12 protein-coding genes are annotated in these 13,919 nt (G+C 61.3%); all 12 read left to right on the top strand.

Going from position 1 to position 13,919, the window contains the following annotated elements; all coding sequences use genetic code 11:
- The first annotated feature begins 50 nt into the window (after positions 1 to 50).
- On the top strand, positions 51 to 782 hold the full coding sequence (ubiE, locus tag AWB79_RS01025) for a bifunctional demethylmenaquinone methyltransferase/2-methoxy-6-polyprenyl-1,4-benzoquinol methylase UbiE (protein ID WP_061165912.1): 732 nt from the start codon (positions 51 to 53) through the stop codon (positions 780 to 782).
- A gap of 25 nt (positions 783 to 807) precedes the next feature.
- Positions 808 to 1,824, top strand: a complete 1,017-nt coding sequence (locus tag AWB79_RS01020) for a Tim44 domain-containing protein (RefSeq protein ID WP_061165516.1) — start codon at positions 808 to 810, stop codon at positions 1,822 to 1,824.
- A 203-nt stretch (positions 1,825 to 2,027) separates the two neighbouring features.
- Complete coding sequence (locus tag AWB79_RS01015) at positions 2,028 to 2,699, top strand: ubiquinone biosynthesis accessory factor UbiJ (RefSeq protein ID WP_096031498.1); 672 nt, start codon at positions 2,028 to 2,030, stop codon at positions 2,697 to 2,699.
- 22 nt (positions 2,700 to 2,721) lie between these two features.
- Positions 2,722 to 4,296 carry a ubiquinone biosynthesis regulatory protein kinase UbiB gene (ubiB, locus tag AWB79_RS01010; protein WP_061165514.1) on the top strand — a complete coding sequence of 525 codons (1,575 nt, stop codon included), beginning with the start codon at positions 2,722 to 2,724 and terminating at the stop codon, positions 4,294 to 4,296.
- A gap of 13 nt (positions 4,297 to 4,309) precedes the next feature.
- Positions 4,310 to 4,927, top strand: a complete 618-nt coding sequence (locus tag AWB79_RS01005) for a methyltransferase (RefSeq protein ID WP_061165513.1) — start codon at positions 4,310 to 4,312, stop codon at positions 4,925 to 4,927.
- 1,218 nt (positions 4,928 to 6,145) lie between these two features.
- Entirely contained in the window at positions 6,146 to 7,846 is a 1,701-nt protein-coding gene (gene ltrA / locus AWB79_RS01000) for a group II intron reverse transcriptase/maturase (RefSeq protein WP_061165512.1), read from the top strand.
- A gap of 131 nt (positions 7,847 to 7,977) precedes the next feature.
- Positions 7,978 to 8,343 carry an FmdB family zinc ribbon protein gene (locus AWB79_RS00995; RefSeq protein WP_061165511.1) on the top strand — a complete coding sequence of 122 codons (366 nt, stop codon included), beginning with the start codon at positions 7,978 to 7,980 and terminating at the stop codon, positions 8,341 to 8,343.
- A gap of 156 nt (positions 8,344 to 8,499) precedes the next feature.
- Positions 8,500 to 9,162 carry a DUF502 domain-containing protein gene (locus AWB79_RS00990; protein WP_061165510.1) on the top strand — a complete coding sequence of 221 codons (663 nt, stop codon included), beginning with the start codon at positions 8,500 to 8,502 and terminating at the stop codon, positions 9,160 to 9,162.
- 92 nt (positions 9,163 to 9,254) lie between these two features.
- Positions 9,255 to 11,057 carry an aspartate--tRNA ligase gene (aspS, locus tag AWB79_RS00985; protein WP_061165509.1) on the top strand — a complete coding sequence of 601 codons (1,803 nt, stop codon included), beginning with the start codon at positions 9,255 to 9,257 and terminating at the stop codon, positions 11,055 to 11,057.
- A gap of 110 nt (positions 11,058 to 11,167) precedes the next feature.
- Positions 11,168 to 11,644, top strand: a complete 477-nt coding sequence (gene nudB, locus AWB79_RS00980) for a dihydroneopterin triphosphate diphosphatase (protein WP_061165508.1) — start codon at positions 11,168 to 11,170, stop codon at positions 11,642 to 11,644.
- Between the two features lie 44 nt (positions 11,645 to 11,688).
- Positions 11,689 to 12,936, top strand: coding sequence for a phospholipase D-like domain-containing protein (locus tag AWB79_RS00975; protein ID WP_232470796.1), 1,248 nt, complete (start codon positions 11,689 to 11,691; stop codon positions 12,934 to 12,936).
- A 272-nt stretch (positions 12,937 to 13,208) separates the two neighbouring features.
- Positions 13,209 to 13,883: a TetR/AcrR family transcriptional regulator gene (locus tag AWB79_RS00970; protein ID WP_061165506.1), complete on the top strand. Its 675-nt coding sequence runs from the start codon at positions 13,209 to 13,211 to the stop codon at positions 13,881 to 13,883.
- The last annotated feature ends 36 nt before the right edge of the window (positions 13,884 to 13,919 follow it).

Genomic DNA, 13,919 nt, shown 5'->3' with positions numbered 1-13,919 from the left:
GCGCAATGATTGCGCAGATACAGAACGAACAAAGGCGAGGAACGAGCGCGATGAGCAAGACCCATTTCGGATATGAAACGGTCGATGAGCAGGACAAGGCGAAGAAAGTAGCGGGCGTGTTTCACTCCGTCGCGAGCAACTACGACTTGATGAACGACCTGATGTCCGGCGGACTGCATCGGATCTGGAAGCACTTCACGATCGGACTGGCCAAGGTGCGGCCGGGCTACAAGGTGCTGGACATCGCGGGCGGCACGGGCGACCTTGCCATGGCGTTCGCCAAGCAGGCCGGGGAAAGCGGCGAGGTCTGGCATACGGACATCAACGAATCAATGCTGCGCGTCGGGCGCGACCGTCTGATCGACAAGGGCGTAATCACGCCCACCCTGCTATGCGACGCGGAGAAGATCCCGTTCCCGAACAATTATTTCAATGTTGTTACGGTTGCTTTCGGTCTTCGTAATATGACGCACAAAGATGGTGCGCTGGCCGAGATGACACGTGTCTTGAAGCCGGGCGGCCGTCTGCTGGTGCTGGAATTCTCGAAGGTGTGGGAACCGCTCAAAAAGCCGTACGATGTCTATAGTTTCAAGATCTTGCCGTGGCTTGGCGAGAAAGTAGCGAAAGATCCGGATAGTTATCGGTATTTGGCCGAGTCCATCCGCATGCACCCGGACCAGGAAACTCTGAAAACAATGATGGAACAAGCGGGCCTGGATCGAGTCGAATATTACAATTTGTCAGGTGGCGTGGTAGCGTTACACGTCGGGACCAAATTTTAGTGTTCCACTCTCAAAAGGATTCGATATGTTCGATTCGCGCAAACCCCAATCCCGGGGTTTCCTGAACATCTTCTTCAGGAAGGCCGGAATCTTGGCGCTGGCTGGCGTTATTGCGGCTGGCGCAATCTTCGCAGAAACGGCGGAAGCCAAGCGCATGGGCGGCGGCCGCAGCATGGGCCGTCAGTCGGCCACGGCGACGCAGCAACATCAGGCGACGCCGCCGTCGCAATCCCAGTCGATGCAGCAGGGCCAGGCTGGCCAGGCGCAGCGCGCGCAACCCGCGCCCGCCGCGCCGCCGGCCGCGCAGCCCGCGCGTAACCGCTGGCTCGGGCCGATCGCCGGTCTCGCGGCGGGTCTGGGCATCGCGGCGCTGCTGTCGCACTTCGGTCTCGGCGAAGCCTTCGCCGGCGCAATGGCCAACATGATCATGATCGCGCTGATCGTGCTGGCGGCCGTCATGCTGTTCCGCTTCATCATGCGCCGTCGTCAGGGCAATAACACGCCCGCGTACGCCGGCGCCGGTGCGGGTCCCGGTTCGGCATCGCCTTACGGCGCGACCACGCGCACGAGCCTGAACCAGGACCCGCCGCAGGTGCCGCAGCAGCCTGCGGGCTTCGGCGCGAACTACATCGAGACGCCCCAGGGCCAACCGGCCGTGAATCCGAACGTGCCGGCGGGCTTCGACACCGAAGCGTTCGTGCGTAACGCGAAGGTCTACTTCGTGCGTCTGCAGGACGCGTGGGATCGCGGCAACGTCAATGACATCCGCGAATTCACGACGCCCGAAATGTTCGCCGAAGTCAAACTCGACGTCGATGCCCGCGGCAGCGCGCCGAACCGCACGGACGTGGTGCAGCTCAACGCCGACGTGCTCGGCGTAGAGGACCGCGCGGCCGAGTATCTGGCGAGCGTGCGCTTCCATGGCTTGATCCGCGAGTCGGAAGGTGCGGCGGCGGAACCGTTCGTCGAGGTCTGGAACCTGTCGAAACAGAAGGTTGGCAACGAAGGCTGGCTGCTGGCTGGCATTCAGCAGGTCAGTTAAGCCTCGTGAGCCTGACGCGGCGCCGGCAGGCAGTCCGGTGCCGCGTCCTCGGCCGAATGGCCAATAGCCGGCAAGCATCAGTGTGACTGACGGTGGCGGCGGTAGAATAGAAACCCGCGCGAGAAGCGTCTCGCGCGGGTTTTTTCATCTCATAGCCGATGACGAACGCAGACGAATCCGCCCGTCCCGCAGCAAATCCCGCCTTGAAGACCGCATCCGGCGCGTTCGCGGCCGCCGTGAATCACCTGCTCGTGCGCGAGCCGTGGGCGCGCGAGCGCGTGAAACCGTACGCCGGCAAGCGCGTGAAGCTGTCCTGCACGCCCGTTTCGATCGCGCTCGTGGTGCAACCGGATGGCCTCTTCGCCGCAACCACGGAAGCCGAAGCAGGCGAATTCGACGTTACGATCGCCGTGCCGCTGGACGCGCTGCCCGCGTTTCTGCAAGGGGGCCAGGCGGCCGTGATGAAGCACGTGCGCATCGAAGGCGATGCCGAATTCGCGACGACGCTCGCCAAGCTCGCGGAGCATCTGCGGTGGGACCCGGAAGAGGATCTCGCGCGCGTGATAGGCGATGCGCCCGCGCATCGTGTCAGCCGCATCGCGCGGGCGGTGCAGGAGCAGGCACAGCGCACCGGCCGTAATCTGCTCGACACGTTCACCGAATATTTCCTTGACGAGCGCCCGCAACTAGTGCGCAAGAGCGCGCTCGACGCGTTCAATGCCGAGCTTTCGAAGACCCGCGATGCACTTGCGCGGGTCGAGAAACGTATCGAAAGAATCGAGCGGCAAAGCGAGCAATCCACCTCCCAATCACGTCCGGCCAGCGGCGCCTCAGCGCGAACCGGCGGCGAGTCCGTGCGCGACTCGCGCGAATAACGAGCTGAAGCGAATCCGAACCATGCGTTTTCTGCGTTTCCTCAAGATTTTTTTCACGATCGTCCGCTTCGGGCTCGATGAACTCGTCATGAGCGGCATCGACGATGGTCGCGTGCGCTTTCTCATGCGCATCACGACCTTCGGTCGCCGGTTCAATGTCGAGCGCGGCATTCGTCTGCGGCTCGCGCTGGAGAGTCTCGGCCCGATCTTCGTGAAGTTCGGCCAGGTGCTGTCGACGCGGCGCGATCTGCTGCCCGTCGATATCGCCGACGAGCTCGCCAAGCTGCAGGATCGCGTTCCGCCGTTCGATTCGGCGGTGGCCGTGTCCATCATCGAGAAGTCGCTCGGCGCGGCGATCGACGAATTGTTCGACGATTTCGAGCGCGTGCCGGTGGCGAGCGCCTCGATCGCGCAGGTGCATTTCGCGAAGATAAAAAACGGCGAGCACGCGGGCAAGGCCGTGGCGGTGAAGGTGCTGCGCCCGGGCATGCTGCCGGTGATCGACTCCGACCTCGCGCTCCTGCGCGACATCGCGATCTGGGCAGAACGCCTGTGGGCCGACGGCCGGCGCCTGAAGCCGCGCGAAGTGGTCGCGGAATTCGACAAATATCTCCACGACGAGCTCGACCTGATGCGCGAGGCCGCCAACGGCAGCCAGTTGCGCCGCAACTTCCAGGGGCTCGATCTCTTGCTCGTGCCGGAAATGTACTGGGATCTTTCGGCTCCGACCGTCCTCGTCATGGAACGCATGGTGGGCGTGCCGATCAGTCAGGTCGAAACCCTGCGCGCGGCGGGCGTCGACATTCCGAAGCTCGCGCGCGAGGGTGTCGAAATCTTCTTCACGCAGGTGTTTCGCGACGGCTTTTTTCACGCCGACATGCATCCCGGCAACATTCAGGTGAGCCTCGATCCCGCTACCTTCGGGCGTTATATCGCGCTGGACTTCGGGATCGTCGGGGCATTGTCGGACTTCGACAAGAACTACCTCGCGCAGAACTTTCTCGCGTTCTTCAAGCGCGACTATCACCGCGTCGCAACCCTCCACCTCGAATCCGGCTGGGTGCCGCCGACCACGCGCGTCGAAGAACTGGAAAGCGCGATCCGCGCGGTGTGTGAGCCGTACTTCGACCGCGCACTGAAGGATATCTCTCTCGGGCAGGTGCTGATGCGCCTGTTTTCGACCTCGCGCCGTTTCAATGTCGAAATCCAGCCGCAGCTCGTGTTGCTGCAAAAGACCATGCTCAACGTCGAAGGGCTCGGGCGCTCGCTCGACCCCGAACTCGACCTCTGGAAGACGGCCAAGCCGTATCTGGAGCGCTGGATGAACGAGCAGATCGGCTGGCGTGGCTGGTACGAGCGCCTGCAGATGGAAGCGCCACAATGGAGCAAGACCATTCCGCAGTTGCCGCGCCTGATCCATCACATTCTGGCGCAGCATCACGACGCGCCGCGCGCCAGCAGCGACGAAACCATGCGTCAGCTTCTCGCCGAGCAGAAGCGCACGAACCGGCTGCTGATCACGCTGCTCGCGCTCGGGCTGATCGGGATGGCGGGCGCGGGCGTCGTCATTGCGCAGTTCTGGCTCGGCCATCCTTGAGGTCATCACCGTCATGAGCGATCCGACCCAACCCGACGCACCTTCCTTCGACAACCGCGACCCGAATTCGCCCGGTTTCTGGAACGAACGCTTCGACCAGCACTTCATGCCGTGGGATCAGGCTGGCGTGCCGGAAACGTTCGAGGCGTTCGTCGCGACGCGCACGAAACAGAACGTGCTGATTCCCGGCTGCGGCAGCGCCTACGAAGCGCGCCATCTGGCTGAGCGCGGCTGGCCGGTGCGCGCGATCGATTTCGCGCCGGCCGCAGTCGTTGCGGCACGCGCGCAACTGGGCGCACATGCGGGCATAGTCGAGGAGGCGGATTTCTTCACGTACCAGCCGCCTTTTTCGCCGGACTGGATCTACGAACGCGCCTTTCTGTGCGCGCTGCCGAGGGACCGCTGGCAGGATTACGCCCGGCAAATGGCGGCGCTCCTCGCGCCCGGAGCGGTGCTTGCGGGTTTCTTCTTCATCGGCGCGACGCCGAAGGGGCCGCCGTTCGGCATCGGTCGCGATGAACTGGACGCGCTTCTGACGCCGCACTTCGAGCTGATCGAAGATCGCGAGGTGAGCCACTCGATTCCGGTGTTCGCGGACCGCGAGCGCTGGATGACCTGGCGGCGCAAGTGAGCGGCGGCTTGAAATCCGCTAGCCGCGCCCTGAAATATTGCGCGGTTGAAGTTGTACCCGGCGTTGTACCCGGCCTGCGTGCCTTATCCTGAAAATCGCGGGTCAAAACTGGTTTGCGGCTATAATTCAAGGCTTTGGTGCGACACGCACACTCGTGTCCGGCGGCCCCACGACAAGGGGCATCGACCGTCGGAAATCAGTTGGGGTCGCGGTCCTGACTGCTCTGCTGACCATAGTGCTGGCACCTTGAGGCCGGCAATTTGTAGTGAAGCGATACCTGGAAGGGTAGTACCGGGTATCGCCATAGGCGATTTCCTGGTACTGCATCCGCCGGGATCGCATTGCATCAACTCGGTTACCACCGAGTTCCGCCCTGTCAGCGGCTTCAACTCCGCTGACACGCGGATTGTTGTTTGCAAGTCCTACGCCACAAGCTAAGGGATTCGCTAGCGGTACGAGTGGACAACTCGATGCGTCATTGTTCAACCCAACCTCGCATTCGTTGGGTAGTGAACCTGTTGTACGACCAGCAGTAGCCTAGGAGGACATGCGTCACTGGTAACGGTGGGGTGTGAAGCTTCTCTGACAATAGGTCTTGGCTTGCCAGTATGTGTGGACCGTGAGGTCTGCACATAGATACTCCCAGCAGCGCGGGGGTTGAGTCCTTAGGCTGGCTGATATGGCTAACGCAAGTGAACTACTGATAAACCTCGTAAGAATTGTGGTGCCTAAGCTGCTGTGTGGCACCGACCAAAATGGTACGCGGTTGGCTGATCCGCTCGAAGCTCGGGTCACGTCGTCATCCCACCGCCGGGGGAGAGGTAGAGCCTAAGTCAGTCGTGTGATGCATCGGGAACGTGGTAAGCCCGTATTGTTGCCGGGGAGGTTGCTCGGCAGGCGAACCGTGAGGAACGCTGTGGATGGTGCGGGTATGGGAGGACGGAGAAAGCGAAAGTCGGGCTGTAATGGTTCGGATAGGAGTTGCAACATCACTCCACGCGAAAGCGGGCAGACTTCCGTCTGGTCTACCGTCGCAAGACGGCTGACTAACCCTCTGGTACTTGGTTAGATGCGGGTGCACGCACCCGTGTTGCAGTGTTTGTTCGAGACATGGGTGCATGCACCTATGTTGAGTTCTGTTGTTCCCCAGCGGGTGTATCTGCCCCGCTGGGGGAGATGCGCCTTCTGCCGGGGTCTAACCTAAGGTAGGAGAGCAGCATGAGAGTATCGAGTCGGAAGACTGGGTCTGCGCTTTCCCATGTCCCTGACAAGTGGCACGCCGTAGATTGGCGGCTGGTTGAACGGAATGTGAGAGGGATGCAGATACGAATTGCGAAGGCGACGCGAGAAGGCGACTGGCGCCGGGTGAAAGCCCTGCAACGGATGCTGACTCGCACGTTGTCCGCGAAGCTGTACGCGGTACGACGTGTTACGCAAAATCAAGGTGCGCGTACGGCTGGAGTCGATCGCGAACTGTGGGACTCGCCTGAGAGCCGATGGGAAGCTGTCGGCAGATTGAAGCGGCACGGATATAGGGCTTTGCCATTACGGAGAGTCTTTATCCCCAAAGCCAATGGGAAGGAACGCCCTCTGGGTATCCCGACCATGCGGGACAGGGCGATGCAAGCCCTGTATCTGCTGGCATTGGAGCCGGTAGCAGAATCTACGAGCGACCCGAACTCCTATGGATTTCGAATCAACCGCTCGACAGCTGATGCTATGGGCCAACTGCGCGGTTGTCTGTCCCGCCGGGATTCGTCCCAATGGGTCCTAGACGCTGACATCGAAGGCTTCTTCGATCACATCAACCATGACTGGCTGATCGCAAATGTCCCCATGGACAAGAGCATCCTGCGGAAATGGTTAAAGGCTGGCTTGATTTATAAGGGTCAGTTTCAGGCGACGCGGGCCGGAACGCCCCAGGGAGGGGTGATCTCTCCCACGCTGGCGAATATGACGCTGAACGGGTTAGAACGGGACCTAATCGCGCACCTCAGTGCGAAATTGGGCATCGGGAAGGCCAAGAAGCTGAAGGTCAATGTTGTGCGATATGCAGACGACTTCGTTATCAGCGGAGCTTCTCGCGAAGCTCTCGAACTCGAAGTCCGCCCCTGGGTCGAAGCATTCCTAGCCACACGAGGTTTGCGACTATCCGAGGCGAAGACGCGGATCGTTCACATTGAAGACGGCTTTGATTTCCTTGGGTGGAATTTTCGGAAGTACAACGGAAAATTCCTTCCCACCCCAAGCAAGAAGAACGTGCAAGCGTTCTATCGCAAGGTGGCGGATACGATCAGTGGCAACAAAACGGTTAAGCAGGCGGAGCTTATTGACCTGCTGAACCCTATGTTGCGTGGTTGGGCGCAGTATCACCACCACGTCTCTGCCAAGCGGGCGTTCAGCCGCACGGAGTTTCTAATTTTCAAGCAACTCTGGCGGTGGTCCAAACGACGTCATCCACGAAAGACGGTCGAGTGGGTGAAGAGGAAGTACTTTCACACTATCGAAAGTCGGCATTGGGTGTTTGGCGTCCCACGGATCGCAAAGGACGGTAGTAGGGTGATAGAGGAGCTGTATTCGCTTAGTGGTACGGCTATCCGCTATCCCACGAAGATTCAAGGGGAGTTCAATCCCTTTGACCCTGCGTGGGAACAGTACGGTGAGCAATTGCGACAGACGCGCATGCAGTACTCCAAGCGCCATCTCAAGCAATGGGTCATTTTGTATATGTCGCAGGACGGGCGGTGTGCGCTCTGCGACGGGGTTCTGACCGACGAGACCGGTTCGCACAACCATCATCTGGTGTATCGGATGCACGGTGGGACCGACTCGCTGTCGAACCGGGTACTGCTTCATCCTCACTGCCACCGGCAGGTGCATGCCTGTGGTTTGACTGTGACTAAACCGGCTCTGCGGTAGCAGAGTTTTGCTCATGTAGGCTTGAGCTGTATGCGGGGAAACTCGCACGTACAGTTCTTAGGGGGCCCTTTCTCCGCAAGGGGAGGGGGCTACCCTACCAAGCGTCGAAAGATCATTGTAGGAAGAGTGCCATGCCGATTTACGCGTACCGCTGCGCAAACTGCGGCCACGAAAAAGACGTGCTTCAGAAACTGAGCGATGCGCCGCTCACGCAATGTCCTGCCTGCGGGCAGGACGCTTTTTCGAAGCAGGTGACCGCCGCCGGTTTCCAGTTGAAGGGATCGGGCTGGTATGTCACCGATTTTCGCGGCGGAAACAGCAATTCGAACGGCGGCTCCAATCCGAGCGCGCCGGCGGCGAAGTCGGATGACGCATCGGCGAATTCGGGTAGCGCCGCCAGTTCGAACGTGAGCGAAGGCGCGAACTCCGCTGCCGCATCATCGTCGGAGGCCGCCAAGCCTGCTGCGAGCTCGTCCGCACCGTCGAGCGCTGCTTAAACGCGCGAGATGTACGCGGTCGACGCCATTGCGGCGCCGGCCGGGCCGTATGCCACGCAATTGACCACGTCGACCGCGCTCGAGCGAGCGCGGCCCGCCTGCCGAGCCGAATCTCCCATGCCTTCAGAGAACCGGCGCAGCCTTCGCTCCGTGTAAATGACGACGAAAAAGACTACGCTGAAATCCGTGTTTCTTACCGGCCTGCTCGTGCTGGTGCCGCTCGCGATCACCCTGTGGGTGCTCGGGCTCGTGATTGGCACCATGGATCAGACCCTGCTCCTGTTGCCGCAGTCGTGGCAGCCGGAGCGCATCGTCGGGTTCCATCTGCCGGGCGTGGGCGCGTTGCTGACGCTGGCGTTCATTTTCATCGTCGGGCTGCTGACGCAGAACTTCGTCGGCCAGAAGCTCGTCACGTGGTGGGACGCGATCCTGCGTCATATTCCGGTAGTCGGTCCGCTTTACACGAGCGTGAAGCAGGTGTCGGACACGCTGCTGTCGTCGAGCGGCAACGCGTTCCGCAAGGCGCTGCTGATCGAATATCCGCGCAAGGGTTCGTACACCATCGGCTTTCTGACGGGCATTCCGGGCGGCGACGTGCTGAATCACCTCGACGAGGAGCACGTGAGCGTCTACGTGCCGACGACGCCGAACCCAACGTCCGGCTTCTTTCTGATGATGCCGAAAAGCGAAGTCGTCGAACTGGACATGACCGTCGACGCCGCACTGAAGTACATCGTCTCGATGGGCGTGGTAGCCCCCGCGCCTAGCGCGCCGGCGCCGGTTGCGCCCGCCCGCCGCCCCACCGAGCCGCCGATGTAATGCCGGCGCGCGCGAGCCGAGAGTCAGCCGAATGCAGAGCTTGACCCGAACGCGCGAGCCGTTGATTAACGAACAACGAAAGACACAACATCATGTCGATGCGATCTGAATACTGCGGTCTGGTGACCGAGGCCCGACTGGGCGAAACCGTCTCGCTGTGCGGCTGGGTGCATCGCCGCCGCGATCACGGTGGCGTTATCTTCATCGACCTGCGCGATCGCGAAGGGCTCGTTCAGGTCGTCTGCGATCCGGACCGCGCCGAGATGTTCAAGGTGGCCGAAGGCGTGCGCAACGAGTTCTGCGTGCAGGTGAAGGGCGTCGTGCGCAACCGGCCGGAAGGCACGGTCAACGCGAACCTCACGAGCGGCAAGATCGAAGTGCTGTGCCATGAACTCGTGGTGCTGAATGCGTCGGTGACGCCGCCGTTCCAGCTCGACGACGACAACCTCTCCGAAACCACGCGCCTCACGCATCGCGTGCTCGACCTGCGCCGCCCGCAGATGCAGAAGAATCTGCGCCTGCGCTATCGCGTGGCGATGGAAGTGCGCAAGTATCTCGACGCGCAAGGCTTCATCGACATCGAAACGCCGATGTTGACCAAGAGCACGCCGGAAGGCGCGCGCGACTACCTCGTGCCGTCGCGCGTGAACGCGGGCCAATTCTTCGCGCTGCCGCAGTCGCCGCAGTTGTTCAAGCAATTGCTGATGGTCGCGAACTTCGACCGTTACTACCAGATCACCAAGTGCTTCCGCGACGAAGACCTGCGCGCCGACCGTCAGCCGGAATTCACGCAGATCGACTGCGAAACCTCGTTCCTCACCGAGCAGGAAATCCGCGATCTGTTCGAAGCGATGATCCAGCACGTCTTCAAGGAGACGATGGACGTCACGCTGCCGGCGAAATTCCCGGTCATGCTGTACTCGGAAGCGATGCGCCGTTTCGGTTCGGACAAGCCGGACCTGCGCGTGAAGCTCGAATTCGCCGACCTGACCGATGCCATGAAAGACGTCGACTTCAAGGTGTTCAGCATGCCGGCCAACTCGAAGGACGGCCGTGTTGCGGCGCTGCGCGTGCCGAAGGGCGGCGAGCTTTCGCGCGGCGATATCGACGGGTACACGGAATTCGTGCGTATCTACGGCGCGAAGGGCCTGGCGTGGATCAAGGTCAACGACAAGACCCGCGGCCGCGACGGCCTGCAAAGTCCGATCGTCAAGAACCTGCATGACGCGGCGCTCGCAGCCATCATGGAGCGCACGGCGGCGGAAGACGGCGACATCATCTTCTTCGCGGCGGATCGCGCGAAGGTCGTGAACGACAGTCTGGGCGCGTTGCGTCTGAAGATCGGTCATTCAGAATTCGGCAAGGCGAACGGCCTGCTCGAAACCGGCTGGAAGCCGTTGTGGGTTATCGACTTCCCGATGTTCGAATACGACGAGGAAGAGAACCGCTACGTCGCCGCGCATCACCCGTTCACGAGCCCGAAGGACGAGCACCTCGAATATCTCGAAACCGATCCGGGCCGCTGCCTCGCGAAGGCATACGACATGGTGCTGAACGGCTGGGAAATCGGTGGCGGTTCGGTGCGTATCTTCCAGGAAGACGTGCAGAGCAAGGTGTTCCGCGCGCTGAAGATCGGCGCCGAGGAAGCACGTCTCAAGTTCGGCTTCCTGCTCGACGCGCTTCAGTACGGCGCGCCGCCGCACGGCGGTATCGCGTTCGGTCTGGACCGCGTCGTCACGCTGATGTCCGGCGCGGATTCGATTCGCGACACCATCGCGTTCCCGAAGACGCAGCGCGCGCAGGACCTGCTCACGCAGGCGCCGAGCGAAGTCGACGAGCGCCAACTGCGTGAGCTGCACATCCGTCTGCGTCAGCCGGAACAGAAGACGCATTAAGCATCATCAGTGGTCGTAGTGATGAAAAAGGCGCCGAGTGCGCCTTTTTCGTTTTTTACGGTACAGTCTTTGCGAAGAGGACATATAAAGAAACGCACGTTCAAAACGTCATGCAGAAGCCGCCCAAGATCCCCGAATCCGTGCTCGTCGTCATTCATACGCCGGAGCTGGATGTGCTCATCATCGAACGGGCGGATCACAAGGGCTTCTGGCAATCGGTGACGGGCTCGAAAGACCGCACCGACGAGCCGTTTGCCGAGACCGCCGCGCGCGAGGTGCAGGAAGAAACCGGTATCGTGATCGGCAGCGCGCTCGTTCCGCAGCGTGCGCTGCTCGACTGGCATCACAGCATCCAGTACGAGATCTATCCGCAGTGGCGGCATCGCTATGCGGAAGGTGTCGTGCACAACACCGAACACCAGTTCAGCCTGCTGGTGCCGCATTGTCTGGAAGTGACACTCGCGCCGCGCGAACACACTGCGCACCTGTGGCTGCCGTTTCGCGAGGCCGCCGACCGGTGCTTCTCATGGTCGAACCGGGAAGCGATCCTGCAATTGCCCGAGCGCCTCGCGGCGCATAACCGATGATCGGTGTGCGCCCGCGACGCAGTTTCAAGCGCCTGCGCCAGGCGATGTTCTCCGGCCGTCGCCCGCCGCGCCTGTGCTTCACGGCCGGCAACGAGGTGCGGCTGTTCAAGGGCGGCGTGCAGTTCTTCCCGGCGCTGATCGAACGGATCGACAATGCGCGCGAGTCGGTATCGCTCGAAACCTACATCTTCGCCAACGATGACATCGGCCGCGCCGTCTCCGATGCGCTCGTGCGCGCCGCCGAACGCGGCGTCGAGGTGCGCGTGATCACGGACGGCATCGGCACCGAAAGCAATCTGCCCATGTTCAAGCTCTGGCAGGAGCGCGGCGTCGAGCATCGCATCTACAACCCGCATCTGCTGTTCGGGCCGTTCGGCTGGTCGCGCACGCATCGCAAGCTCGCGCTGATCGACGGCACCTACGCGTTTTGCGGCGGCATCAATATCGTCGACGACTACGATCAGAACGGCACGCGTCTCGAACGGCCGCGCTGGGATTTCGCGATGGAGGCGCAAGGTCCCGTCGTGCGCGACGTGCGTGAGGCCTTCGACCTGCAATGGCAGCGCATCCGGCTCGGCATGAAGCCGCGCAAAGCTTCGCAGTCGCAGGCAAATTGCGAGCCGCGGGAAAGCGATCGCACACCGGGCCGCTGGAATACCCGCCGCGCGATGCTGGCGCGACGCCGGGCGCGCCTCGGCGAGATTCACGCGGTCGACCGGCCGTGCGTCGCGTTTGTCGCGCGCGACAATCTGCTGAATCGCCGCGCCATCGAAAAGGCGTATTTGCGGGCAATTGCCCACGCCGAGAGCGAAGTGCTGCTGGCCAATCCTTACTTCATGCCGGGCCGCAAGCTGCGGCGCGCGCTCGTCAAGGCGGCCGAGCGCGGCGTACGCGTGTCGCTCGTGATCGGTCGTAAGGAATTCGTAGCTTTGGACTACGCGACGCCGTTCCTGTACGGCAACCTGCTCAAGCACGGCGTGCGGATCGCGGAATACGAGAAGACGATGCTCCACGGCAAGGTCGCGGTCGTGGATGCGGACTGGGCCACGATCGGGTCGTCGAACCTCGACGCGCTTTCGCTCGTGCTGAACAACGAGGCAAACATGGTGCTCGTCAATCATCGCGAGATCGCCGCTCTGCACGACGCCATTCTTCAGGCCTTTGACGAAGGCCGTCCCATTGACGAAAAACATTTCGCATCACGACCTATTACGGAGCGGGCGCTTAATTGGCTCGCATATAACACATATCGCGTGATGATGAAGGTAATCACAATCGGCCAGTACGATTAGCCTGCTATTTGGCATTGATTGCGCAAAAATACTGAGTGATGACTGGCCGAAGACAAAACTTCCCATCAACTGGGAACTCGGGCAGTCACTTACAGGCAGTCTGTACATAAAACGCGACAATGAGCTCGGACAATGTTGAGATTTATCCTATTGACAAGTCCTGGCGTTTTTAGAAATGCGTGTCTAAAAATTTGCTTGTAACACCAGCGTTCGGCCACAATAATAGAACGGCCGTTCGATTTTACGGGTCACATAAGAACGGTAGGGACATCATGCGAAAAGGCGAACAGACGCGGGCCGCGATTCTCGACGCAGCGCTGGAGTTGGCAAGTCGGGACGGGCTGGAAGGGCTGACGATCGGCCTGCTGGCCGAACGAATGCAGATGAGCAAAAGCGGTGTGTTTGCGCATTTCGGGTCGCGCGAGGATTTGCAGGTGGAAGTGGTGCGCGAGTACCACCGACGCTTCGAGGATGAAGTGTTCTTCCCGAGCCTGCGCGAAGCACGCGGCCTGCCGCGATTGCGCGGGATGATGAATCGCTGGATGGAGAAGCGCATCCAGGAAGTGACCACGGGTTGCATCTATATCAGCGGCGCGGTCGAGTACGACGACCGCGCCGCCAGCGCCGTGCGCGAGCAGCTCGTGCACAGCGTGAGCATGTGGCGCGAGGCGCTGTTGCGCGCCATTCGCCAGTCGAAGGACGAAGGGCATCTGAAGCCGGAAACCGATCCGCATCTGATGCTTTTCGAGTTGTACAGCTTCACGCTCGGCCTGCATCACGACGCGCGCTTCCTGCATCTGCCGGAGGCCGTGCAACTGATGCGGGACGCGCTGGAAAAGACGATCGTGTCTTATCAGACGCCGCACGCGAACGGGTCTCCGGTGATCGAACCGGGCGCGAGCGCGACGGCGGCGAATTTGACATCGCACCAAACCGACAGTCGGTAGCGCCGTTCGAATCGAGAGGGTGGTTCGGCGGCGCAG

The organism is Caballeronia hypogeia, assembly GCF_001544875.2.
Taxonomy (GTDB): domain Bacteria; phylum Pseudomonadota; class Gammaproteobacteria; order Burkholderiales; family Burkholderiaceae; genus Caballeronia; species Caballeronia hypogeia.
Note: the sequence above shows the minus strand (reverse complement) of the source record. Positions and strands in the feature narration are given on the sequence as shown.

What these genes read in the sequence shown, in the direction of transcription:
- AWB79_RS01020 (WP_061165516.1), top strand. Translation starts at nt 808, where the DNA reads ATGTTCGATTCGCGCAAACCCCAATCCCGGGGTTTCCTGAACATCTTC.
- ubiE (WP_061165912.1), top strand. Translation starts at nt 51, where the DNA reads ATGAGCAAGACCCATTTCGGATATGAAACGGTCGATGAGCAGGACAAG.
- AWB79_RS00990 (WP_061165510.1), top strand. Translation starts at nt 8,500, where the DNA reads ATGACGACGAAAAAGACTACGCTGAAATCCGTGTTTCTTACCGGCCTG.
- aspS (WP_061165509.1), top strand. Translation starts at nt 9,255, where the DNA reads ATGTCGATGCGATCTGAATACTGCGGTCTGGTGACCGAGGCCCGACTG.
- AWB79_RS00975 (WP_232470796.1), top strand. Translation starts at nt 11,689, where the DNA reads ATGTTCTCCGGCCGTCGCCCGCCGCGCCTGTGCTTCACGGCCGGCAAC.
- AWB79_RS01005 (WP_061165513.1), top strand. Translation starts at nt 4,310, where the DNA reads ATGAGCGATCCGACCCAACCCGACGCACCTTCCTTCGACAACCGCGAC.
- AWB79_RS00970 (WP_061165506.1), top strand. Translation starts at nt 13,209, where the DNA reads ATGCGAAAAGGCGAACAGACGCGGGCCGCGATTCTCGACGCAGCGCTG.
- ltrA (WP_061165512.1), top strand. Translation starts at nt 6,146, where the DNA reads ATGAGAGTATCGAGTCGGAAGACTGGGTCTGCGCTTTCCCATGTCCCT.
- ubiB (WP_061165514.1), top strand. Translation starts at nt 2,722, where the DNA reads ATGCGTTTTCTGCGTTTCCTCAAGATTTTTTTCACGATCGTCCGCTTC.
- AWB79_RS00995 (WP_061165511.1), top strand. Translation starts at nt 7,978, where the DNA reads ATGCCGATTTACGCGTACCGCTGCGCAAACTGCGGCCACGAAAAAGAC.
- nudB (WP_061165508.1), top strand. Translation starts at nt 11,168, where the DNA reads ATGCAGAAGCCGCCCAAGATCCCCGAATCCGTGCTCGTCGTCATTCAT.